17 protein-coding genes and 1 pseudogene are annotated in these 22909 nt (G+C 57.7%); 11 read left to right on the forward strand and 7 right to left on the reverse strand.

Features of this window, described 5'->3' with window-relative positions:
- The first annotated feature begins 82 nt into the window (after window positions 1–82).
- A complete protein-coding gene (locus RHM65_RS14390) occupies window positions 83–997 on the forward strand; it encodes a LysR substrate-binding domain-containing protein (protein ID WP_322183690.1) in 915 nt (304 codons plus the stop codon).
- Window positions 998–1000: 3 nt separating this feature from the next.
- Here the strand turns inward: RHM65_RS14390 and leuD are convergent, their stop codons facing one another.
- From leuD to RHM65_RS14405, 3 genes are all read right to left on the reverse strand, one after another.
- Complete coding sequence (leuD, locus tag RHM65_RS14395; protein ID WP_322183692.1) at window positions 1001–1615, reverse strand: 3-isopropylmalate dehydratase small subunit; 615 nt, start codon at window positions 1613–1615, stop codon at window positions 1001–1003.
- A 4-nt stretch (window positions 1616–1619) separates the two neighbouring features.
- Window positions 1620–3041, reverse strand: coding sequence for a 3-isopropylmalate dehydratase large subunit (gene leuC, locus RHM65_RS14400; protein ID WP_322165299.1), 1422 nt, complete (start codon window positions 3039–3041; stop codon window positions 1620–1622).
- A gap of 303 nt (window positions 3042–3344) precedes the next feature.
- Complete coding sequence (locus tag RHM65_RS14405) at window positions 3345–3734, reverse strand: tautomerase family protein (protein WP_322165298.1); 390 nt, start codon at window positions 3732–3734, stop codon at window positions 3345–3347.
- A gap of 107 nt (window positions 3735–3841) precedes the next feature.
- On the opposite strand from RHM65_RS14405, the gene RHM65_RS14410 reads away from it, so the two are divergent.
- Window positions 3842–4789, forward strand: a complete 948-nt coding sequence (locus RHM65_RS14410) for a LysR family transcriptional regulator (RefSeq protein WP_322165297.1) — start codon at window positions 3842–3844, stop codon at window positions 4787–4789.
- Here the strand turns inward: RHM65_RS14410 and RHM65_RS14415 are convergent.
- Together RHM65_RS14415 and RHM65_RS14420 are read right to left on the reverse strand one after the other, a co-directional pair.
- Window positions 4749–7889, reverse strand: coding sequence for a multidrug efflux RND transporter permease subunit (locus tag RHM65_RS14415; RefSeq protein WP_322165295.1), 3141 nt, complete (start codon window positions 7887–7889; stop codon window positions 4749–4751). The two genes, RHM65_RS14410 and RHM65_RS14415, sit on opposite strands and share 41 nt — an antisense overlap.
- An 8-nt stretch (window positions 7890–7897) precedes the next feature.
- Window positions 7898–9052, reverse strand: coding sequence for an efflux RND transporter periplasmic adaptor subunit (locus RHM65_RS14420; protein ID WP_322165294.1), 1155 nt, complete (start codon window positions 9050–9052; stop codon window positions 7898–7900).
- A 274-nt stretch (window positions 9053–9326) separates the two neighbouring features.
- Between RHM65_RS14420 and RHM65_RS14425 the strand changes: the two genes are divergently transcribed.
- On the forward strand, window positions 9327–10478 hold the full coding sequence (locus RHM65_RS14425) for an epoxide hydrolase (protein WP_322165292.1): 1152 nt from the start codon (window positions 9327–9329) through the stop codon (window positions 10476–10478).
- A gap of 13 nt (window positions 10479–10491) precedes the next feature.
- Here RHM65_RS14425 and RHM65_RS14430 read toward each other — a convergent pair whose 3' ends face one another.
- Together RHM65_RS14430 and RHM65_RS14435 are read right to left on the reverse strand one after the other, a co-directional pair.
- Window positions 10492–10659 carry a hypothetical protein gene (locus RHM65_RS14430; protein ID WP_322165291.1) on the reverse strand — a complete coding sequence of 56 codons (168 nt, stop codon included), beginning with the start codon at window positions 10657–10659 and terminating at the stop codon, window positions 10492–10494.
- Window positions 10660–10997: 338 nt separating this feature from the next.
- A pseudogene (locus tag RHM65_RS14435) lies at window positions 10998–11175 on the reverse strand (phosphohydrolase); the annotation flags it as partial.
- Between the two features lie 246 nt (window positions 11176–11421).
- Between RHM65_RS14435 and tssI the strand changes: the two are divergent.
- The 8 genes from tssI (at window position 11422) to RHM65_RS14475 (ending at window position 22774) form a co-directional block, all read left to right on the forward strand.
- A complete protein-coding gene (gene tssI, locus RHM65_RS14440) occupies window positions 11422–13479 on the forward strand; it encodes a type VI secretion system tip protein TssI/VgrG (protein WP_322183694.1) in 2058 nt (685 codons plus the stop codon).
- Window positions 13476–14360, forward strand: a complete 885-nt coding sequence (locus RHM65_RS14445; RefSeq protein ID WP_322165289.1) for a DUF4123 domain-containing protein — start codon at window positions 13476–13478, stop codon at window positions 14358–14360. The genes tssI and RHM65_RS14445 overlap by 4 nt, the downstream gene beginning before the upstream one ends.
- Window positions 14357–16021 (forward strand): toxin VasX, encoded by a 1665-nt coding sequence (locus tag RHM65_RS14450; RefSeq protein WP_322183697.1) that lies wholly within the window; start codon window positions 14357–14359, stop codon window positions 16019–16021. The genes RHM65_RS14445 and RHM65_RS14450 overlap by 4 nt, the downstream gene beginning before the upstream one ends.
- On the forward strand, window positions 15976–17916 hold the full coding sequence (locus RHM65_RS14455; RefSeq protein ID WP_322183699.1) for a hypothetical protein: 1941 nt from the start codon (window positions 15976–15978) through the stop codon (window positions 17914–17916). The genes RHM65_RS14450 and RHM65_RS14455 overlap by 46 nt, the downstream gene beginning before the upstream one ends.
- A 382-nt stretch (window positions 17917–18298) precedes the next feature.
- Window positions 18299–19039: a hypothetical protein gene (locus RHM65_RS14460; protein ID WP_322183701.1), complete on the forward strand. Its 741-nt coding sequence runs from the start codon at window positions 18299–18301 to the stop codon at window positions 19037–19039.
- A 114-nt stretch (window positions 19040–19153) separates the two neighbouring features.
- Window positions 19154–20284: a hypothetical protein gene (locus RHM65_RS14465; RefSeq protein WP_322183703.1), complete on the forward strand. Its 1131-nt coding sequence runs from the start codon at window positions 19154–19156 to the stop codon at window positions 20282–20284.
- A 594-nt stretch (window positions 20285–20878) separates the two neighbouring features.
- A complete protein-coding gene (locus RHM65_RS14470; RefSeq protein ID WP_322183705.1) occupies window positions 20879–21529 on the forward strand; it encodes a hypothetical protein in 651 nt (216 codons plus the stop codon).
- A 504-nt stretch (window positions 21530–22033) separates the two neighbouring features.
- Window positions 22034–22774, forward strand: a complete 741-nt coding sequence (locus tag RHM65_RS14475) for a hypothetical protein (protein ID WP_322183707.1) — start codon at window positions 22034–22036, stop codon at window positions 22772–22774.
- The last annotated feature ends 135 nt before the right edge of the window (window positions 22775–22909 follow it).

Here is a 22909-nt window from a genome sequence, read left to right on the forward strand (position 1 = left end):
GCGTCGGGCGTCGCGACCAGCCGGCGTGCGGTCCGGTGCTATCCTTGCCACCCGCGCCTCGACCTCTCATAAAAGAAGCTGCATGAACGCTAAAAAAGAAGCCGCACCGTTGCCGGAAGACTTACGGGTGTTCCTGACCGTCATTCGCAAAGCCGGTTTCGCCGCCGCCGCCGATGAGCTGGGCTTGTCACCGGCGTATGTCAGCAAGCGCATTCAGATTCTTGAAAGCACCCTGGCGACACGCCTGTTGCACCGCACCAGCCGTCGCGTTTCGTTGACCGAAGACGGCGAGCGTGTGCAGCGGTGGGCCGTGCGGATTCTTGAAGACTTCCAGTTACTGCATGACGAGTTGTCCGAAGCCCATGCCGAGCCACGCGGTCGTTTGCACTTGTGCAGCAGCTTTGGTTTTGGCCGTAACCACGTGGCGCCGGCCATTTCGCAGCTGGCCGAACTTTATCCACAACTGGAAATTCGTCTGGACCTGTTCGACCGCGTGGTGGACATCGTAAGCGAAGGTTTCGACCTGGAGATTCGGGTCGGCGATGACATCCCTGGCCAACACATTGGTCGCCGTTTGATCACCAATCGCCGGGTGCTCTGCGCTGCGCCCGACTACTTGAAACGACGCGGCATCCCGCAGACGCTGTCCGATCTCGAGGGCCACGATTGCTTGGTGCTGAAAGAGCGCGACAACGCGTTCGGCCATTGGCAACTGGAGCGCGAAAGCGGTCACGAAAGCGTGCACGTCAGTGGGCCGTTGTCGTCCAACAGCGGGGAGATTGTTTTGCAGTGGGCACTGGATGGGCGTGGGGTTTTGCTGCGTTCATTGTGGGACGTGCGACCGCTGCTGGAGCAGGGTCGTTTGGTGCAGGTGCTAAATGACTACACCCAGAGCGCCAATGTCTGGGCGGTTTACCCGAATCGGCTGGCGAACTCGGGCAAGCTGCGCGCTTGCGTCGAGTTCCTCCAGCATCACTTCCATCAGTTGTCGCTTTAAGCCTTAGTTCAGCCAAGGATTGGCGTGCAGATGCCGCTGTTCGAATTCACGAATCTGCGCGCTGCGTTGCAGGGTGCTGCCGATGGCGTCCAGCCCCAGTAGCAACGCTTCCTTGCGCAAGGTATCGATCTGGAAGGGCATGACGCTGCCACCGTGCAGGCGAATTTCCTGAGCGTCCAGATCGACTTCGATGTGAGCGCCCTGGGCCTGACTGACCGTGCGACCCAACGCCTGAACTTGCGCTTCTTCCAACGAGATAATCAGCACCCCGTTGCGCTGGCAGTTGTCGTAAAAAATCCCGGCGAAGCTGCTGCCGATCAGCGCCCGAATGCCCCTCTGCTTCAGGCCCCATACCGCGTGTTCACGGCTGGAACCGCAACCGAAATTCGGCCCGGTGACCATGAATTTAGCACCCTGCCAAGGCGCTTGATTAAGGATAAATTCCGGGTTGGGTTCGCCTGAGACTAGAAAGCGCAGGTCGAAAAACAAACCGCGATCCAATCCATTCCGGTCGATGCCCTTGAGGAACTGCTTGGGCATGATCACGTCGGTGTCGATGTTGGCCGCGAGCATCGGCGCTGCGATGCCGCTGACAGTGGTAAACGGTTGCATGTTCATCTCCTCAAACGCGGCCGTTGAAGCGGCGCACGTCAGTCAATCTTCCGGTGATGGCCGCTGCGGCCACCATGGCTGGGCTCATCAAGTGCGTTCGTGCGCCCGCGCCTTGCCGGCCTTCGAAGTTGCGGTTGGTGCTGGACGCGCAACGGTCGCCTGAGGCAAGCACGTCATCGTTCATCGCCAGGCACATGGAGCAACCCGACTGACGCCACTCGAAACCGGCCTCGATGAAAATGGCGGCCAACCCTTCGGCTTCAGCTTGATCGCGCACCGCCGTCGACCCCGGAACGATCATCGCCCGAACGTGATCGGCGACGCGCTTGCCGCGTACCACACTGGCGGCATCGCGCAGGTCTTCGATCCGTGCGTTGGTGCAGGAGCCGATAAACGCATGGCTGATGACGATGTCGCTTAGCGGCATGCCCGCTTCCAGGCCCATGTACTTCAGGGCGCGGACCATGTCCTGACGCAAAATAAGGTCGCTGATGGCTAGCGGGTCCGGCACCGTGGAACCGATGGCGGCAGCCTGATCCGGGCTGGTGCCCCACGTCACCATGGGTTCGAGGTCATTGGAGTTCAGATGGATTTCGCTGTCGAAATGAGCGCCGAGGTCGGTGTGCAATTGGCGCCACGTGGCGACCGCACGGCCCCATAACTCGCCTTTCGGCGCCCGGGGTTTGCTCTTGAGGTAATCAAACACTTTGTCGTCGGGCGCCATGAACGCACCGCGCGCGCCGGCTTCGACCGCCATGTTGCAAATGGTCATCCGCGCTTCGACGCTCAGGGCATCAATGGTCGAACCGGCGAATTCGATGGCGTAACCGGTGGCACCTGACGCACCGATTTTACCGATGAGCGCCATGATCACGTCTTTGGAGGTGATGCCGGAGGCGAGGGTGCCATCGACGGTCACACGCATACTTTTCAGGCGTTTGTAGACCAGGGTCTGTGAGGCCAACAGATGCTCGATTTCGGACGTACCGATGCCGAACCCAAAAGCCCCCAATGCGCCATAGGTGGTGGTATGGCTGTCGCCCGCCGCGATGACCATGCCCGGCAAGATAAAACCCTGTTCGGGGGCGATCACGTGTTCGATGCCTTGGCGCTTATCGAGGACGTCGAATAACTCAATGCCGAATTTTTCGCAGTTCTGCTCCAGGTAGGACACCTGCAACGCCCCTCCTTCGTCAGCCATGGCGGCTACACGTATCGGTGCGGTAGGGTTTACATGATCGACCACGGCCAACGCGGTCGACGGACGCCACACGTCACGGCCGGCCTCACGCAAACCGCTGAAGGCTTGCGGGCTGGTGTACTCGTTGATGACCTGGCGGTCGATATAGAGCAAAACATGCCCTTGATCATCGAGATTGCACACGGTATGCGAGTCGATGTGCTTGTCGTATAGCGTTCTTGCTTGGGTCATGGTCGCGCTCGCAGAGAAAGGTTATCGCGAGGCTGTCGACACGGCTCGACAGACTTCTGGATGCATCATAAGCGCGGCGGCAAGGCTATCAATGGCAGGACGGTGATGGCATGGGCCATGGTTCGTGTTTGATCGAATAAAAAATACTGAAAACGGAGCGCCGTATTGCCCGACTGATCGACCCCATCACCGGCAAACGCAGATCCCGGTGGGACCGGATAACGTCGCTCCTGCCGAATACCGTCAAACCAAAGATAGCAATTTCGAATACTCAGAACCAAAGCTTCCGCTATTAGCTTGCGGCTACAGTTCGCCGGTCAGAAACTGCGCACGCCCGTGGCCGAAACTCCAATCCGAATCACTGTTGATGACGATGGAAATCATCACGTCGCTGGGGTCGATACCGCAGTGGGTGTGCAGTTCTCGGCACAGCAGGTCATAGAATTTGACCTTGGACGCTTCACTGCGCGGTCGGCTGGTGACGCTGAACAACACGACGTTACGCGTTCGTGGGATATCCAGGCCGGTGTCTTCGACGATCATGCGGCTGGCAGGGTGTTCGTTGACGATCTGGTAACGGTCGCGCTCAGGCACTTCGAACGCTTCGACCATCGCCCGGTGCGCGGCGTCTAGCAGGGTTTTGACTTGCGCGTCGCTGCGGCCTTCTACGATGTCGATTCTGATCAATGGCATGTCGTTTATCTCGTTCAAGGGCTAATGAACGCTACGTTAAGCCTTTACTTTGTGCGGCGCGAGGCGCAAATATCGAATTCATTGTTTTGAAATGAGAACAATCAACGGTGCAAAAAGCTGAGATTGAAGGTCTGTGGACCCACGTGTACTGGTTGTCGGTTTTAGCCGAGCAGGGCACCTATACCGCTGCGGCGATCCGCTTGGGTGTCAGCAAATCAGCGGTCAGCCAACGTATCGTCGAGCTGGAAAAAGTCATGGGCATGAGCCTCGTCCAACGCACCACCCGCAGCGTGCGGTTGACCGACGCGGGGCTGGCGTTGGTGCGGGACGTCGGTGGCGCCTACGAGCAGATTGCTCGCAGCTTTTCTGAGGTGCGCGACTCAGCGGGTGTCGCCCGTGGTTTGTTGCGGTTGACTGCCCCCGTAGCGTTCGCCCGTCAGCAACTGGTGCCGCATCTGGCAGAGTTTCTCGCCGAGCTTCCCGAAGTTCGGGTGCAACTGGACGTTTCCGACCACATTAGCTCCATTGCGTCAGAAGGCTACGACCTGGCGATTCGGCACAGCCATCAAATCCCCGACACCCACGTTGCCTGGAAGCTGTGCGCGACCCATTCGGTATTGGTCGCGACCCAGGCTTACCTCGAACGGTTCGGCAATCCTCAGCACCCCGAAGACCTTCTTCGTCATAACTGCCTGTACTATCCTCGCGGCGCTGATGTACCGGCCTGGACCTTTGAAGCGCCGGTGCGCAAACAGGCAGAACGCAATCGCTTGACCGTGCCGATCACCGGCTCGTTTGCCACCAACAACAGCGAGGCCTTGCGCGATGCGGCGCTGACCCATCTGGGTATCGCGTTGCTACCAGATTTCAGCGCTCAAGCCGGGCTAATCGACGGTCGATTGATCCAGGTGCTGCCGAAGTGGAAGTTGACCGGGGCCTTCCCCGAGGAGATCAACCTGGTGCGGCCTTATTCCGCTCAAGTCCCCAAGGCGGTGAGTGCGTTTGTCGGCTACCTCAAGGCACGTTTTTCGGCAGGATTTGGCTGGGCGAAATAACGGTTTTCGGGGTGCGCCTGAATTCTCGGACATAGACCACCAGGCTGTACAGCAAGGGTACGAAGAACAGCGTCAGCACCGTGGCGGATAGCATGCCGCCAAACACACTGGTGCCGATGGCGCGTTGGCTGGCCGAGCCGGGGCCGGAGGCCAACATCAGTGGCAATACCCCGAACATGAACGCCAGCGAGGTCATCACGATAGGGCGCAAGCGCATGCGGGCGGCGTCGAGCACCGCCTGACGAATCGAAGCCCCTTGTTGGTGTAGGGTTTGCGCCACTTCAATGATCAAAATCGCATTCTTGGCTGACAGTCCAATGATGGTGATCATGCCGACCTTGAAGTACAGGTCGTCGGGTAAGCCGCGTAACGTCGTCGCCAGCAGCGCGCCGATGACCCCAAGCGGGATGGCGAGAATCACCGCCAAAGGCATCGACCAGCTTTCGTACAGCGCCGCCAGGCACAAGAAAATCACCAGAATCGACAGCCCGAACAGCAACGGCATCTGATTGCCGGAGACCCGTTCCTGATACGACTGGCCGGCCCACTCATAGCCAAAGCCCACCGGTAATTGAGTCACCAGACCTGCCAACGCGTCCATCGCCTGTGTCGTGCTGTAGCCCGGCGCGGGGGTGCCACTGATCGACAAGGCCGGGAAGCCGTTGAAGTTGTCGATTTCCAGCGCGCCCACGCTCCAGCGCATGCTGACGAACGTACCCAGCGGCACCATGTCGCCATGAGTGTTGCGCACTCGGGCCTGGAGCAAGCTGTCCGACAACTGACGGTCCTTGCTTTCTGCCTGCACCAAGATTTGCTTCACTTGGTTTTTGTAGATGAAATCCCCCAGGTATTGAGAGCCATACAGCGTCGCCAAGGTCTGGTTAATCTCGTCTAACGGCACGCCCATGCTCTGGGCCTTAAGGCGGTCAATGGAGACCCGCAGTTGCGGCGAATCGCTTTGACCGGAAAAGGAAACGTCTGCCAGCACCGGATTTTTCGCGGCCAAGGCCAACAGTCGATCCTTGGCGTCCATCAACGCATCGTGACCGAGGCCGGCGCGGTCTTGCAGACGCAAATCAATCCCTTCGCTACGGCCCATGGACGGCAGTGGCGGAGTATTGAGGGCTTTGACCAAGGCTTTCGGATGAGCCTCGGTGCCATGGGCAAAGCGTTGGTTGAGGCGCGCCAGAATCGCATTGATCTGTTGCTCGGGCTGTTTGCGCAGCGACCAGTCGGTCAAGGATGGCCAGATCATGGCGGTGTTCTGCCCTTCGCCGAAGTAGCTGAAACCCTGCATCGCAAACAGGCTGTCGATGCTCGAATCGGTGCGCAGGTAGTCTTGCACTTCATCCACCACCTCACGGGTGTCGGCCTGGGTAGAACCGGTGGGCAGCATGATTACGGTGGCAAAATTGCCCTTGTCTTCGCTGGGTAAAAACGCGCCGGGCAACTGCCAAAACAGCAAGGCCACCAGCCCGAGCAGTCCGACGTACAGCAGCATGAAACGTTTCGGGCGGCTGAGAAAACTGTCCAGCCCGCGCAAATAAGCGCCGGCTAACGCCATGCTGCGACGGGTCAGGCGATCCGGGATTGGCGTGTGTTTGACCGGCTTGAGCAGCGAGGCACACAGCGCCGGGGTAAACGTCAGCGCGAGGAACGCCGACAAGGCCATCGGCACCGCCAGTGCCACTGAGAATTGGCGGTAGATTTCTCCCACGGCGCCTTGAAAAAGGGCCATGGGAATAAACACGGCGGTCAACACCAGGGTGATGGCGACGATGGCGCCGCTGATCTGCTGCATGGCCTTGAGCGTCGCTTCCCGAGGGGGCAGGCCTTCCTCGTGCATGATCCGCTCGACGTTCTCCACCACCACGATGGCGTCATCCACCAAAATGCCGATGGCCAGCACCATGCCGAACAGCGTCAGCACGTTGATCGAAAACCCCAAGGCGTACATCACGCCGCAGGTTCCGGCCAAGGCGATGGGCACCACCAGGCTTGGTATCAGCGTGGCGCGCCAACTGCGCAGGAACAGCCACATCACCAGAAACACCAACACCATGGCTTCGATCAGGGTGTAGCCGACCTTGGCGATGGACAGTTTGACGAAGGTCGAGGTGTCGAACGCGGTCTGGTAACGCACGCCTGGGGGAAACTGCGCGGACATCTCATCAAGCTTGCTTTTGATTGCCTCGGCGGTGCTCAGGGCGTTGGCGCCGGTGGCCAATCTGACCGAGATGGCGCCGCAGTACTTGCCGTTGACGAACGCTGGGTAGTTGTAATTGTTGCCGCCGAGTTCGACCCGGGCGACGTCGGCCACGCGCAGGGCTGAGCCGTCGCTGTTGACCCGCAGCGAAATGTCGCCAAAAGCTTGCGGGGTGTCGAGGTCTTCTTCCACCGCCAACGGCGCAGTGATCGGCGTGCCTGGCGTAGCGGGCAGGGTACCGATTGAACCCAAGGTGATGCGCTGGTTTTGCAAGGTGATTGCACTGATCAGGTCTTGGGTGGTGACGCCCATGGCCGTGAGTTTATGGACGTCGGCCCAGATGCGCATGGCGTATTCAGGGCTGTAGACCCCCACTTCACCGACACCGGGTACTCGCAACAAGGCCGGACGAATGATGCTGGTGGCGAAATCGCCGAGCTGGATATCGTCGACGCTGGGGTTGTCGGCAGTCAGGGTGACGAACAACAGCTGGTTCTCGCCGCTCTGTTCCACCTTCAAACCTTGGCGGCGAACGCTTTCTGGTAACCGTTCTTCAACCCGTTTGATCCGGTTCTGCACATCGATGGCGGCCAACTTGGTGTCAGTCCCGGTTTCGAATGACAGATTGATCTCGGCACGGCCTTCGGCGCTGGTGGACGTGAAGTAAAGCAGCCCGGCGATGCCATTGAGTTCGCGTTCAATGACGGCGGTCACGGTGCGTTCGGCGACTTGCGGCGACGCGCCCGGATACGACGCTTCGATGCTGACGCGGGGCGGCGCAACGTTGGGGTATTGCTCCACCGACAACCGGGTCGCGGCAAAACCGCCGCCGAGCAGAATCAAAATCGCGATCACCCACGCCATCACGGGGCGGGCAATAAAATAGGCGGACATGGGTTCCCTTATTGGCTCTCGGCGACGGCGCTGGTGCTCGTCGAGGGTTTAACCGCCACCGCCTGACCATCGGCCAAGGCGCTGCCGTCAAGAATCACCCGCTCACCCCCGGAAAGGCCGGACGTCACCCGCCATTGTTTGCCTTCCAGGCTGTCTGCATGGACGCTGACTTGCCGTGCATGACCGTTGTCTTCAACCATGACGTACGCCCCTGCGCGGGTGCGGGTCAGGGCTTGTTGCGCAATCAGCACCGTCGGGCCGGCGTCGGGCGCGTGGAATTCCACTTGCACGTACATGCCTGGCAGCAGTAAATGATCCGGGTTGTTGAACACCGCGCGCATGGCCACGGTGTCGGTTTGTGGGTCGACCGCCGTGTCGGAAAACAGCAATGTGCCTGAATGGGCATAGCGGTGACCGTTGCCCAGCTTCAAATTGATCGGCATCGTGGCGGACGCTTTTAAGCCGCTCGTGTTGCTGTTCTGCAGGGCCAGAAAGTCGTTGGTGGGCTGGGAAAAATTCACGTAAATCGGGTCGATCTGTTCGATGGTGGTCAACGCCGTGCCTTCGTCCTGACCTACCATCGCTCCTTCGCTGACCAAGGCCCTGCGCGCGCGTCCGGAAATGGGCGCGGTGACACTGGCGTAGGTTTTCTGCAACTGGGCGCTGCGAACCTTGGCCGCCAACGATTGCTCGGCAGCCCGGGCCACTTTTTCGGCAAACAGGTCTTTGCGGTACTGCTGAACGCTGATGGAGTCGATGGCCACCAATTGTTTTGAGCGTTTGGCGATGTCCGAGACGGCCTCGGTGGCGACCTTCGCCTGAGCCAATTCCGCCTCTACCTCCTGTAGATTCGCAATCAACTGCGCAGGGTCGATACGGAACAGCAGCGCGCCGGCTTTGACGTCTTCGCCTTCGGTGTAGGTGCGCTTCTCGATGATCCCCGCAACCCGCGCCCGCACTTGCGCCGTCCGATACGCTTCTAGACGCCCGGTCAACACCGTGACGCTGGCCTTGTCGGAAAGCGTGGCGAGGGCAACGTCCACGGCAACGGCATCATGGGCTGAGACGCTTGGGGCGGGGGCAGATTTGTTGCAGCCCGCCAGCATCCCGCCGACGGTGATCAACAAGGCCAAGGTCACTGGCGCAAGGTAAGGGCTGGACATCGTTTCACTCGGTGGCGGGCGGATTTTTTCTCGTCATGAGAAGCGTGTGTGCCAAAGTCTGACGGCTCGGATGGGCCTGGCGGCGCGTTTCGATCGGTGATTGTACGGTCAGGCGCCGTGATGAAAAAGCACTGGTTATGCCATCTGATCCGTCGAAAATACCGTGCATCGGCGTACGGGTGCATCGGCTTTACAGAATAAGACGTGCGGTGCTGTCGATCATGTAGTACATCCCGGATAAATTTCCCTCACACGGATAAAGGAGCCACGCCTCATGAACATTCATCCATTCAACATCGCCATCAGTGATGAGGCGCTAACCGACCTGAACGCCCGACTTTCCCGGACGCGGTGGATGGCCGGCATCGATGACGCGGGATGGAGTGAAGGCACCGACAGCGAGTTTTTGAGGCGTCTGGTTGATCACTGGCGCACCGAATTCGATTGGCGAGCGCAGGAGTCGAGGCTCAACACGCTGCCGCAATTCATCGCGCAGGTGGGCAGCCAGCCGATCCACTTCGTTCACCAACTTGGCACTGGACCGGCACCGTTGCCGTTAATCTTGACCCACGGCTGGCCGGGTTCGTTTGTCGAAATGGAGGCCATCATTCCATTGTTGGCGGACCCTGCGCGTTATGGCGGTGATCCGCAGGATGCATTTCACGTGGTCGTACCGTCGTTGCCCGGCTACGGCTTTTCCCCGGCACCCTCGACCAAAGGCACCGGCCCGTTTGAAATCGCCGGGTTGTGGGCCGAGTTGATGCGCGGCTTGGGTTACGAGCAATTCGGCGCGCAGGGCGGTGATTGGGGCTCCAGTGTTTCGACCTGGCTGGCGTACCGTTATCCCGAGCGAGTCAAAGGGCTGCACTTGAATTACTTGCCGGGTTCCTACCGTCCGCCCTTGGGGCCTGATCAACCGCCGCTGTCGGACGAGGAGCAAGGTTTTCTCGACAAGGCCGCTGCGTGGGCGGAGCAAGAGGGCGCCTACGCCAAGATTCAGGGCACCAAACCCCAGACGCTGGCGTTTGGCTTGAATGACTCTCCGGCGGGATTGGCCGCTTGGATTGTCGAAAAATTCCAGGCCTGGAGCGACTGCGGCGGTGAGCTTGAACAGGCGATTTCTCTGGACGCGCTGCTGACCAATGTCTCGATTTACTGGTTTACCGGGACCATGGGTTCATCGTTCCGCCTGTACCTGGAAAGCCGCAAACGGCCGGTGCACTTCAGCGCCGGTCAGCGGGTACTGCCGCCGCTGGGGGTCGCACACTTTCCCGGCGAACTGCCCATGCCACCGCGCTCTTGGGTTGAACGCAGCTTCAACCTGCAACGCTGGACCGAAATGGAACACGGCGGGCACTTCGCGGCCATGGAACAACCGCAAGCGCTGGCGCAAGAGATCAGGGCGCTTTTTCGGCCGTTGCGCTGAGTAGGCTGAGTAGTCAGAACGGCATCAGTTTTTCGGCGATACTTGCGGCCCAATACAAAGTAATCGCCATCGCAGCCTGTTCCCTCGGCGCCCGGCCTTCACCGGGTGTTCGTTTTTGTTTGAGCAATAAGGTCTGCAGCAGATGCCGCCGCGTCTTCGACGCCGCGCTGTCGCGCAGCAAACACGAACCATTATAGGAGCGTTCGGCCGCATGGTTTCATGGGGCCTCTTTCCGCAATTTGATATTCAATTCACGGGTGATCTACAGGCAGGCGACCATCTGTAGCCAGCGTGTTGGCGAAGGTCCTTCGGACTAACCGCAGCCTTCGGCAGCTCCTACAGAAATCTGTGCAGCGCCAAAATGTGGGACCGAATTCATTCGGGAAGGCTTCAGTCCTGACACCTGCAACCTCAAACCACACAAAGTGCCACCCAGTTTGCTGCGCGACAGCGCGGCGTCGAAGACGTGGCGGACCCTCCTACAGAGGTTTGACGACAGCGCGGTGGAGCCTTTTCGCGTCATTCAGGCCCAGCCTCGTCCATAAACTCAGCGAGAAACCGCTTCAACCGTTCATGCCTCAGTGCAGCTATACGCGCGCCGGTCGCGGTCTGAAAACCATCGGCCAGGTGCAGCAGCTTGGAAGTGATCGACAGCGAAGCGCTTGTCATCGACTGCGCGGTGCTGGGCGTTGGGGTCGGGAGAGAGGGGCGCTTTGGGCATGCAAACAACTCATTGAATGGGCCGGCCAGGCGCTGTACGTCTCGAAGGAAGGCGGTCGCAATCGAGTGTCGGCGTATGAGGGTAAAGAGTAAGGAAGTGGCTGTAAGTCTCAGATTACTTAATCACGGGAAGCTTCCTACGTCCTATGTTGGCTCCGCCCGATAGTCGTTAAAGGCCCAGTCCTGCAGAGTTGCCGCATCTTTTGATGCGGAGAATCTGCCAATGCCTCAGGCCGCCGTCCCAACCTTCACGCTGAGTGTGAAAGGTCTTGAAAATCCTTCTTTGCAAGTGCTCGCGTTTGATGGCGCGGAAGCCGTCAGCACGCCTTACGCCATCACCGTCGAACTGGTCAGTCGGTCGTCTGGTATTGAGCTGTCGGACCTGCTGCACAAGGCGGCTTTCCTTGGTTTTGGCCCGGACGGCGAAGGCATTCACGGGCATATTCACTCCATCCACAAAAGCGATTCCAACGCCCGGCTGACCCACTACGTCGCGGTGCTCAAACCCTCTCTCGCGTACTTGGAACACAGCAGCCACCGCCGCTCGTTCCAGCAGATGAGCGTGCCGGCGATCATTCTTGAAGTGCTGAAAGAGCACGGCCTGTTTGACGGCCTGGACGTGCAATTCGACAGTGGCGTGACCCGCGCTCCGGTCCGTGACTATTGCGTGCAGTACGACGAAAGCGACCTGCACTTCGTCAATCGGCTGTGCGAAGAAGACGGCTGGTTTTACCGTTTTGAGCATTCGGCTGACGGCCATCGGTTGATTTTCGCCGATGACGAAATAATGTTTCCCCACGCGGCGCGGTTGGCGCTGCCGTTCAAACCGTTGAACGGCATGGTGCCCGACGAGTATTCGATAAATACCTTCGGCGTGCGTTTGGCCGCGCGCACCAGCCATGTGGTGCATCGCGATTACGATTTTCAGAAAGCCGGTTATTTATTGGAAAGCGCTAGAAGTCCGCAGGCGACCCCAGCCCAAGTCCAAAGGGGTGAGGCCCTGCATGTCGATCCCAAGCTTGAGCATTACGTGTATCCCGGCCGCTTTCTGGAGGACGATCATGGCAGACGATTATCCAACCGAGACCTGGAACGGCACCGCACGGATTTCCAACTGGCCGACGGCGGCAGCGATCACCCGGTGTTGCGCAGCGGGACGGTGATCCAGCTGGAAGACCATCCGCAGCTGAAATGGAATAACCCGTGGGTGCTGATTTCGATCAAGCACGAAGGGCGGCAGCCGCAGGTGTTGGAAGAATTGGGCGCTGACGCTCTGGTCGCCGCCGGAAAAATCGCTCAGGGTTATCGGAACTCCTTCACCGCCATCCCGGAAACGATCCAGTTTCGCCCCGCCTTGAGGCACCCCAAACCGCTGATTCACAGCACCCAAACCGCCAAGGTCACTGGCCCGGAAGGCGAAGAAATTCACTGCGATAAATTCGGTCGGGTGAAGGTCAAGTTTCACTGGGATCGCCGCGAACTCAACGACGACACCAGCAGTTGCTGGGTGCGGGTGGCGTCGAGTTGGGCGGGCAACAGTCATGGCGCCGTGACCTTGCCTCGGGTGGGCATGGAAGTGTTGATTTCCTACCTGGAAGGCGACGCGGACCGGCCGATGGTCATGGGCTGTTTGCCGAACAGTCTGAATCCGGTGCCGTATGAGTTACCGGCGAACAAGACCAAAAGCGTGTTCCGCAGTCGCAGCTCCAAGGCCAGCCAGGGCTTCAACGAAGTCTCTTTTGAAGATCGCGATGGCGCTGAACGGGTCTACCTGCGTGCCCAGCGCGACATGGAACAACTGATCCAGAACGACAGCCGTCTTGAAGTGCGCGGTCAGCGGCTGGAGACGATCAAAGGCAACAGCACCACCGTTATCAAGGCCGAGCAACACCTCACAGTCACTGGCGCGCGCAAGGTGCAGTTGTCAGCGGGGGATCATTTGCAGGTGGCGGGGTCCAGCCATACCCGGGTCGGCGGCGCGCTGGTCATAGACGCGGCGCAAGAAGTACACCTTTCTGGCGCAAACATCGTTATCGATGGCGGCGTCACGCTGACCCTCTCCATCAATGGTCAGCATCTGGTGCTCAACCCGGCGGGCATTTTCTGCAGTGTGCCGATTGTGTTGGGAGGAGCGCCGCTGCCGGGAACACCTGCGGCGCCTTTAGCGCCGGGAGAAGTACCGGTTCTAATCAGTCCGCTGATACCGGCGCAGCAAAGAATAGCAATGCTCTCGCAACATCAGTCCCGCTGCCTGTTGTGCGAAGAGGCCTCGCAAGCATGAGCGCGTTGATCGATTTTCCTCAAGACGTGCCGTGGGAAAAACACCATGCTTTTCTGCTGATCGACGGTGTGACCGTCCCTGATCTGAAAAGCAAACTGTCAGCCTGGCATCCTGCGGCGCCCCGGATTGCTTTGTATGCGGGCACTCGATTTGACGCCATCAGTGAGGTATCGCCTTGGTTGGTGGTTCTTGAGGGTCCTGAGGATCCGGTTTTTCAAGCGTTCGTGGCCAATGCCTCACGCGAATGGGGCGCCCTTATATTCAGCGACAAACCCTTGCTCGCCGTCGTCGGACACCTGCGTGGACTGCTCACGGTGCAGGTACCGGACGGACCGGAAGTCATGTTGCGCTTGGCAGATCCTGCCGTTGCGCACGCTTTGTTCAATATGCCAAACCGCGATGAGCGTTTGTTCGGGCCAATCGATACCTTGGTGCTAGCCGATTGTGTGGAAGGGCGCTGGCATCGACATCAACGCTGCGCTTCAGACGCGTCGGTATTACCCAAAAAATACGTCTTGAGCGCCGAGCAAAATAACGCTTTGGATGGCGCTGATCTACGTCGGGCCACGTTGAAACTTGATGCTCATCTGCTCGAGTATTTTCCTGATCTACGCACATCAGGCAGTTTGCCCCAGCGCTGGCCGGCGTTGCATCAGCAGGTCAGCGATGCCTACGCGCTGGGCTTTAGCAGCCAATCTGACCTGACTTACTACGTCAATATAATTGCCTGGCTTGGCGATTCGCCAATTGCGCAGCACCCTGAAATTGCTCGATTATTTGACCGCGCTTGCGTGGGGGCATCCAGCACTCGCGTGGCGGCTGCCGCTGAGCTGGCGCGCACCTGGGCCAACAACCAACCGGCAATGCAGGAGCTGTCATGAACACTAACCGTCGTATAGACCCTAACCTGGCCGCCGCTGCCGAATCCAAGAGTGACATTCTCAGCTACGGCACCTGTCCCCTACGCCAGCCCAAGGTGCAATTGCTACCGCTGCGTTATGGCCTGGTCGAACACACCGTTCCCACGGCTGAGGTGGCGTTGCCCTACGCGTTGCAAACGCGGCCATTGGGCGTACGCCTGTTGCGTAACGGCTGGCTGTATATCATCGACAACGGTACGGGCGTTTTGCACGAGTACCGGATTACAAATGGCCTTGTCAGCGCCTTAGTGTGGGAAGGCAAGCAGGTCAGCACTGATCAACGCAGCGCCGTGAGCGCGGAATGTGCACTGATATTTTCCAGAGCCAGCACGCTGAATGTCACCTACGCCGAGGTGCAGTGGACGGCAGCCAAGTGCAATCGGATGCTCAATAGCGAGGAGGAGCGTGCACGGTTCATGCAGTCGGTCTCACTGGTCAATGTGAGTTGTGAGCGAGGCGCCAAGAACCTGCTAACCCTGGAACAGACCCAGCGATGGCTCGCCGAACTGGCGCAAGACGAACAGCTTTGTCCTGTTCCAGACGATGTGCCCGCCGATGAACGAGCGCCCTATCTCTGGGAACAGCCAGCGTATTTTCGTGAACTGCACCTCGGTGAGTTACTTAAACCGGTTCTGCCGCTCTATCAAAACGACACGCTCTGCCTGGTGGTCGAGGACGACCTCGGCGTATTGCGGGATTTGGCCAATTATCAAGACAAAGTGGTGGGCTGGATCGAAGCCTGGGCCAACGGCGGGTCACAACCGGGGGCCAATGAACGAGACTATCTGCTGGCCTGCTACATCGAAGCGCTGAGCCTGCTCGACGAAACCAAACTGACCGGTATTGCCGCCGCCAGCGATGATCCTGCTTTAAAAGCGATGCTGGAAGAACTGGACCAGTTGCCCTCGCCGCAGCGCGGTCACGCTGGCCGAGCATTGTTGGATCATTTAAACAATTGCGGAAGGGCGGTTTCCACGTACAAGGACGATCCACCGCAAGCATTGTTGGCGTTACGCCAGGAGGCGTCTGACCAATTTCGCAAGGAGGAAGGTTTTTTTGCAAGCCTTGCGTTGGGGTCGATAAAAACGGTGATCATTCAGGATGTCGATTGGCGTTATCACACCCGCCAGTTCATGGCGCCGGCGCCTGATGATTTCGTCGAACGCCATCTTAAAGCGTTAGTGCAACTGGGCAAGGACCAGACCCAGCGAATCAAGGATGTGCTCAGCGGCGCCAAATTGGGCCAAAGGGGCGTCAACGAACTGATTGATCGCGCCGCCATGGACCAGACCCTGGCCGAGCATCGTGCACGATTGATGCGCTGGAATGCGTTGCTCGACCAAATCACCACCGACCGCATAACGTTGGTCACCGCTGACCGCTTCCACCGCGCCGCCTGGTATTTCGATGCCCAACATCAGGAGCAAATGATACTGGCGTTCAGTGCCGAATACGCCTGCCTGAAAGACATCTGTAGAAGCGACGCTGCCAGTCAAGCCATCCTCGACTGGCTGGAAACGAAACCGCAGTTCAGTTTGCCGCTACTGCACACCCTGCCCTTTAGCGAACAAACCAGTTGTCGACTCAATACGCTGCGTTGTTCAACGCCGGTTATGGGTTGATCAACAACATCCCGCATTGGACGGAGGTCTCCCAGCACATCGGCCACGGAAAAATCCCGGCCATTGATGCGCTTCCGGCGTCCATCCGAGTGCTTGCCGAGGGTGCCCGCGATGCAATAACCCCGGCACTGCGTCTCGGCATGGAGCGTATGCAGGATGAATTCGTCCGCGCGATCAACAGCGAAAAAATACCGGACTTGGATCAACTGTTTCGCAACCTGCCCAAAGCCTTGGCGCCGCAGATTATCGAAGCCGCACGTCGGGAAGGCGTGACCTTTACCGTAGCCACGCCCGAAGAGCTGGCCTCGTTGCAAAGGGACATCAAGGAGGTCTTCAACCAGCGCTACAAACTAAAGGTGTTGGATAACGAGCGAAAACAAATCGTGGGCAGGAGAGGCCACAAAGAGCCGGGGGCGCAGGAGCTTCAGCATCAGATTCATGGTGTTCGTGGCTCAATCAACGTGCTGGAAACGCGATTGGCGTTAGCCATCAGCCCTATCGCCGAATTGCCCGATGAGTCCATGCGACTGTGGGGCGTCGCACCGGGTAGAGCCGGAGTCACCGTGCTGTTTCCTCCGGCGCAACAGCAAGAAATCGGGAGATTACTGGCGAACGTGCGCAAAGGGATGAGTGCTGCGCCGAAGTTGAATGTATTGGGGGATGGGGCGGGGTTGTTGGTGTTTTTGGCGCAGTTTGTGAATTTGGTGGTGGCAGCAGGGGAGGCTAGAAAAAATGGCTGGGATGATCAAAGCTTGCATGCTGTATTTTCGGCCTTCTTGGCCACAGCTACTGCAGGGTTTACAGCCGTCAGGGCAATTGCTGACACGGCGTTGACTGCTCGTGCTGCTTCGCTGGCAGGCATATTTCAACAACACGCTGTGGCGGACGTCTATGTACAGCTTGGAAAGCTACACATTGGTTTGGGAGTATTAAGTTCGACCACTGGTATCTTAGCTTCAAAAGCTAGCCTCGGGACTCACTATGACAACTGGCAACAGGCGGTGCGTAGCGGCAAAACCAGACTTGAAAACAGTGCGGCGGTTGCGATGCTTGGCGCAGGAGGCCAACTAACTAGTTACTCATATGATCTCGGCAATGTTCTATATTCCGCTTATACGGTCATAGCAGCACGAGATACGGCCGCACGCACCGCAGCTTGGGCCGCTGCTGGAGTTCGACTGTCCACAGTATTTTTCAGAATGAATATTGCCGGAGCGCTGTTTACCGTGGTTGAGCTGGGAGGAACTTGGCTCTATAACCGCTACAACCTCTCGCCCCATGATCAATGGCTAGAAAGCACGCCTTGGGGGCTGGATGACGACAAGCGGGAAGCGCTAAGCGTTGGCGATTACAAACGTAAATTGACCGGTTTGTTACAGGCTCCCCAAGCTCAGGTGGGCCCCAAGCATTACGCTGATCGTTGGCAAGACATGCTAATGCAGGCAAGGCCGGGCAGCATCCATCTAGTGATGCCCGGGCTAAGCCTGGCTAACTTACAAGCACCGCTCAGTGGTAAGGCCTCTCATGTGTTGAGTATCGGCGCGTACCGAGTGATTACGGCTGAATGGGAACGCGGTCGTGATCAAGACCGTTGGGCAATCGTCAGCGAAGAGGTCATTGCTAGCCTGCAAGTGGTGCAGTCCGCGCCACTGATTCTCGAACTGTTTTATCCGGATGAGCGCGTAAGGCCTTCAACCGTTACCAGGGCACGCCTGATTTTGGCCGTGTCCATAGAAACCTACGATGCCGACGGCAGCGCACATAACCAGCTCTATTACCTTTCGCTGGATCCCAAAGGCGAGGGCGTATTTCCTGTGGCACCGTTTGAGCCGCCATACCGTCAGGCAGAGAGGCTGGCGATTGATCCACTGATGCTGGAGATGCTTCATGGATAAGAATCAAAAAGCGGCAATACCAGAACCGAACTTGCAGCACCCCAAGAAAGCCGGTGACGTTGAACCATTCCCAAGCGGTCGCGTTACTTACTTAGCGCCGCTCCCGCTGCCTACTCAAGCGCCCACTCACTGCCCTTATGTCGGTGAGCTAAATGATGTCTATCTGGACTTTGGCCTAGGCTCCCCGAAGGTTTTTGCATGGCAGGTCACGTTGGGAGCCCCGTTCAATGGTTTCGTTATGTGTAGTTTTATCTTACCGTTGCTTTCGGGGTTGATAGGCTTATTCATCGGATACGATTTATCTGAGGCGTGGATACTTATCGCAGGCACTCACCGGGTAGGTTTACCATTAACTACAGGAGTCGCTCTATTTGTTTCAGCGATGTCGTTCCTCATCTGGTTCTACGTCCACAACAAATACGAAGAAATCATCCCCACCCGCTTCAACCGCCAACGCCGTGAAGTTTGCTTCATGCCCGAAGACTACGAAAAGCCGGTCTTCGTCCCGTGGGAATCCTTATCCGCCTGGGTCGTCGAAGCCCAAGGCGCGACCCCGCACGGGGTTCAACGGCAATACGGCATGGGCTTCGGGTTTTTCTATGACGACCGTGTGGTCAGTATGGAATTCGGCTGCCCTGTGCTGCCCATCGCTATCAGCAACTGGGAGGCGATTCGCGCTTACATGGAATACGAAGTTCATACCCTAAAAGAAATCACCGACCCACTGGACCTGCAAGGCCCCGACGATCCGCCCCACGAAGGCATGCACACCTTCCGCAATGCCCGCGCCCGGTTGCATCAGCAAATCCGCGACAAGCAGCGGGGCTGGGTGTATGGGTTTTTCTGGTATCTGTATCACGTCATGACCTTCTGGACCCTGCCGTTTTGGCTGTGCGAATGGGAAAACGGCCGCGTTAAACGCATGGCCCGTAACGCGTTGCCTGACGCCATGCGCGAATGGTCAGAACCTTTGCCAAAAAACCAATGGGCCAAGCCCAGCCCAGAACTGTTGCGGCTGAGCGCTCAAGTCAACGCTCTGCACAAACGCAACCCGCGACGTTCGATTACCGGGATATTTGCTGAGGTCTACAGCAGCGAAAATGCTGGGAGGCAACGCGCGTGATGGTCAGGGGCTCGGGAACGCGGCCGGTGGGCGTGTTTCCTACAGCACCGTTTGAGCCGCCATACCGTAAGGCAGAGAGGCTGGCGATTGATCCCCTGATGCTGGAGATGCTTCATGGATAAGAATCAAAAAGAGGCAACACCAGAACCGAACTTGCAACATCCCAAAAAGGCTGGTGACGTTGAACCATTCCCAAGCGGTTGCGTTACCTATTTGGCACCACTTCCACTGCCCACTCAATTACCCTCCCACTGCCCTTATGTCGGTGAACTAAACGATGTTTATCTGGACTTTGGGTTGGGCTCTCCGCAGGTTTTTGCTTGGCAGATTACGCTTGGAGGGGCTTTTAATTGCTTTGTGATGATTAGTTTTGGCTTGCCATTAATTTCGGGATTGATAGGTTTATTAATTGGGTACGATCTGTCCGAAGCATGGCAACTTATCTCAGGTACCCACAAAGTAGGTTTGGATCTTAGTATTGGAGTAGGACTATTTTTGTTTGCTGTAAGTCTCCTCATCTGGTTCTACGTCCACAACAAATACGAAGAAATCATCCCCACCCGCTTTAACCGCCAACGGCGTGAAGTTTGCTTTATGCCCGAAGACTACGAAAAACCCGTCTTCGTCCCGTGGGAATCCTTATCCGCGTGGGTTATCGAAGCTCAAGGCGCTACCCCGCATGGCGTTCAACGGCAATACGGCATGGGTTTCGGGTTTTTCTATGACGACCGTGTAGTCAGTATGGAATTCGGCTGCCCTGCGCTGCCCATCGCCATCAGTAACTGGGAGGCGATCCGCGCTTACATGGAGTACGAAGTTCATACGTTAAAAGAAATTGCCGATCCGCTGGACCTGCAAGGCCCGGACGATCCACCCCACGAAGGCCTGCACACTTTCCGCAATGCGCGCGCCCGGTTGCATCAGCAAATCCGCGACAAGCAGCGGGGTTGGGTGTACGGCTCTTTCTGGTACCTGTACCACGTCATGACCTTCTGGACGCTGCCGTTTTGGCTATGCGAATGGGAAAACGGCCGCGTTAAACGCATGGCCCGAAAAGCGTTGCCCGAGGCCATGCGTGAATGGTCAGAACCGTTGCCGAAAAACCAATGGGCCAAGTCCAGCTCAGAACTGTTGCGGCTGAGCGCCCAAGTCAACGCCCTGCACAAGCGCAACCCGCGACGTTCGATTACCGGGATATTTGCTGAGGTCTACAGCAGCGAAAATGCTGGGAGGCAACGCGCGTGATGGTCAGGGGCTCGGGAACGCGGCCGGTGGGCGTGTTTTCTACAGCACCGTTTGAGCCACCATACCGTCAGGCAGAGAGGCTGGCGATTGATCCACTGATGCTGGAGATGCTTCATGGATAAGAATCAAAAAGCGGCATTACCAGAACCGAACTTGCAGCACCCCAAGAAAGCCGGTGACGTTGAACCTTTCCCAAGCGGTCGCGTTACTTACTTAGCGCCGCTCCCGCTGCCCACTCAATTACCCTCCCACTGTCCTTATGTCGGTGAACTAAGCGATGTTTATTTGGACTTTGGGCTTGGATCTCCAAAGGTATTTCCATGGCAATATACTTTTGGGCTCCCATTTAACGCTTTTATTTTTTTTACAATTCTCCTCCCGTTAGGATGTGGATTAATTGGTTTAACAGTTGGTTACAGCGCCAGCGAGGCATGGGCGTTTATTTTAGGGGTTCGAAACGAAATTTTCGGAATTTCATCTAGTGTCTGCCTATTCGCTTTGATCTTAGGCCTTTTAATCTGGTTCTACGTCCACAACAAATACGAAGAAATCATCCCCACCCGTTTCAACCGCCAACGGCGTGAAGTCTGCTTCATGCCCGAAGACTATGAAAAGCCGGTCTTCGTCCCGTGGGAATCCTTGTCCGCCTGGGTCATCGAGGCCCAAGGCGCGACCCCGCACGGGGTTCAACGGCAATACGGCATGGGCTTCGGGTTTTTCTATGACGACCGTCTGGTCAGTATGGAATTCGGCTGCCCTGTGCTGCCCATCGCCATCAGCAACTGGGAGGCGATTCGCGCTTACATGGAATACGAAGTTCATACCCTAAAAGAAATCGCCGACCCACTGGACCTGCAAGGCCCCGACGATCCGCCCCACGAAGGCATGCACACCTTCCGCAATGCCCGCGCCCGGTTGCATCAGCAAATCCGCGACCAGCAGCGGGGTTGGGTGTATGGCTTTTTCTGGTACCTGTATCACGTCATGACCTTCTGGACGTTGCCGTTTTGGCTGTGCGAGTGGGAAAACGGCCGCGTTAAACGCATGGCCCGTAACGCATTGCCCGACGCCATGCGCGAATGGTCAGAACCCTTGCCAAAAAACCAATGGGCCAAGCCCAGCTCAGAACTGTTGCGGCTGAGCGCCCAAGTCAACGCCCTGCACAAACGCAACCCGCGACGTTCGATTACCGGGATATTTGCTGAGGTCTACGCCAACGGAACTACCGGGAGGCAACGCGCGTGATGGTCAGGGGCTCGGGAACGCGGCCGGTGGGCGTGTTTCCTACAGCACCGTTTGAGCCGCCATACCGTAAGGCAGAGAGGCTGGCGATTGATCCATTGATGCTGGAGATGCTTCATGGATAAGAATCAAAAAGCGGCAATACCAGAACCGAACTTGCAGCACCCCAAAAAGGCAGGTGATGTTGAACCGTTCCCAAGCGGTCGCGTTACTTATTTAGCGCCGCTCCCGCTGCCTACTCAAGCGCCCACTCACTGCCCTTATGTCGGTGAGCTAAATGATGTCTATCTGGACTTTGGCCTAGGCTCCCCGAAGGTTTTTGCATGGCAGGTCACGTTGGGAGCCCCGTTCAATGGTTTCGTACTAACTAGTTTCGTACTACCTTTTCTTTTCGGTTTGATATGCCTCTCAGTGGGCTATACCTTGCCGAGAGCATGGGAGATGGTGGCAGGTGTTCACCGGGCAATTTTTTCACTATCGGTCGGAGTCGCTCTATTTGTTTCAGCGATGTCGTTCCTCATCTGGTTCTACGTCCACAACAAATACGAAGAAATCATCCCCACCCGTTTCAATCGCCAACGCCGTGAAGTCTGCTTCATGCCCGAAGACTACGAAAAACCCGTCTTCGTCCCGTGGGAATCCTTGTCCGCCTGGGTCATCGAGGCCCAAGGCGCGACTCCGCACGGCGTTCAACGGCAATACGGCATGGGCTTCGGGTTTTTCTATGACGACCGTGTGGTCAGTATGGAATTTGGCTGTCCTGCGCTGCCCATCGCTATCAGCAACTGGGAAGCGATTCGCGCTTACATGGAATACGAAGTTCATACCCTAAAAGAAATCGCCGACCCACTGGACCTGCAAGGCCCCGACGATCCGCCCCACGAAGGCATGCACACCTTTCGCAATGCCCGCGCCCGGTTGCATCAGCAAATCCGCGACAAGCAGCGGGGCTGGGTGTATGGCTTTTTCTGGTACCTGTATCACGTCATGACCTTCTGGACGTTGCCGTTTTGGCTGTGCGAATGGGAAAACGGCCGCGTTAAGCGCATGGCCCGTAACGCGCTGCCCGACGCCATGCGTGAATGGTCAGAACCTTTACCGAAAAACCAATGGGCCAAGCCCAGCCCAGAACTGTTGCGGCTGAGCGCCCAAGTCAACGCCCTGCACAAACGCAACCCGCGACGTTCGATTACCGGGATATTCGCTGAGGTCTACAGCAGCGAAAATACTGGAAGGCAACGCGCGTGATGGTTTGTTTGATGTGGTAGGCCAGTCCGGTTTCAACTGAAAGAACAGCGTCGCTGATTTTACGACTGCTGCGCAGCCGATCGCGGGCAAGCTCACGAGGCTCGCGCCGTCAGCAGACCGTCTGTGGATTGAAAT

This window comes from Pseudomonas sp. CCI4.2 (assembly GCF_034350045.1).
Classification (GTDB): domain Bacteria; phylum Pseudomonadota; class Gammaproteobacteria; order Pseudomonadales; family Pseudomonadaceae; genus Aquipseudomonas.